This is a genomic window from Bradyrhizobium sp. P2_E8 (genome assembly GCF_056403875.1).
In genome coordinates, this window is record NZ_JBFUES010001546.1 from 1 (window position 1) to 1,152 (window position 1,152).

Genomic DNA, 1,152 nt, shown 5'->3' on the forward strand with positions numbered 1-1,152 from the left:
GGATCGAGTTGCACGTCCGGCGGCGCGGTCTCGTAGCCGAGCGGGATCATCAGCATCATGAATCGCATGGGCAGTTCCTTGCTTAGGGCGGGCCGAGCCAGCCCGCTCTCTCCCCTGTAAGACGAACGCCTTGCTATGGAATCGACACCGTGGCGAAAATTATTCCGGAGGTCATGCCTCGGAAGTTCCTGCGTCAGCGCGGCTGCGGCAGGAACCGGCCGTCCTGGAACGCAGCGCCGAAATAGACCTCGATCCGGCGAACCTTGCCGCCGGCGAAGGTGAAGAACTCGGTGTTGCGAAAGCTCCTGCCATCTGTCGCAAGGCAGCGATAGGTGACAAAGGCCTCGTCGCCGACGACGAAGATGCGCTCGATATCGTGGCGCGCGATCCAGCCGGTGTCCCGCCAGCACCGTTCGAAATAGGTCGCCTTGTCGAGGTCGTCGTCGAACGGGCTGGTGAAGCGGAAATCGTCGGCGAGCGCCTCGCTCACCCGTTGCCGGTCGTTGCCGAGATAGGCTGCGAAGAGGCTTCGAATCAGTCGCTCGCGGTCGTCAGACATTGATCGGTCTCCGCAGAGAAAATCCTCTTGAAGACGATGCACGCACGCTTGCGCCGACATTGCTTGCCGAATTTCGCCGGAGACGATGCGAAATTGAACCATTCCGGGGAACTTCAAGTGTTCAATTTCAACAGCAAGGCCAGGTTCCAGCACGCGCTCGCGTGACCTCCGACATATCGTCGAACATGCAGCGCGCATCGGCGGAGCTGGCGTAAGCTCTGGCTTTATCACGATCCCCGTCATCCTTCGAGGGCCGCTGAAGAAGCGGCCACCTCAGGGTGACGGCGACAGATAACGACGCCCTTACCCTACTGCTCCCACCGCCGCGTCGCTTCACTCGCCCCTTCCGGCAGCGCCTCGAAGACCGGCGCGGCCAGCACGGCATGCACGTRCAGCGTCGCCGTGCCCGAATTGCGGAATCCGTGCTTGCGGCCGGCCGGAATCAGCAGCGACTGGCCGGCCCTCACCGTGACGCGCTCGGCCTCGATCCACATCTCGGCCTCGCCCTCACGCACGGTCAGCACCTCCTCGACCGGATGGCTGTGCGTCGGCGCGCCGGCGCCGGGGGCGACCCATTGCTCGAAGATGCAGAG

At 63.4% G+C, this 1,152-nt stretch carries 2 protein-coding genes and 1 pseudogene; all 3 read right to left on the reverse strand.

All coding sequences use genetic code 11. From position 1 onward, the window contains the following. Positions 1 to 68, reverse strand: a pseudogene (locus AC1D00_RS42170) (YciI family protein); the annotation flags it as partial. Between the two features lie 125 nt (positions 69 to 193). Continuing rightward, positions 194 to 559: a nuclear transport factor 2 family protein gene (locus tag AC1D00_RS42175; protein ID WP_477014783.1), complete on the reverse strand. Its 366-nt coding sequence runs from the start codon at positions 557 to 559 to the stop codon at positions 194 to 196. Between the two features lie 308 nt (positions 560 to 867). Further along, positions 868 to 1,152: cupin domain-containing protein (locus AC1D00_RS42180; RefSeq protein WP_477014784.1), on the reverse strand; the 285-nt coding region annotated here is incomplete at its 5' end.

Coding starts and splice junctions, on each gene's coding strand:
- AC1D00_RS42175 (WP_477014783.1), bottom strand. CDS start 559: ATGTCTGACGACCGCGAGCGACTGATTCGAAGCCTCTTCGCAGCCTAT.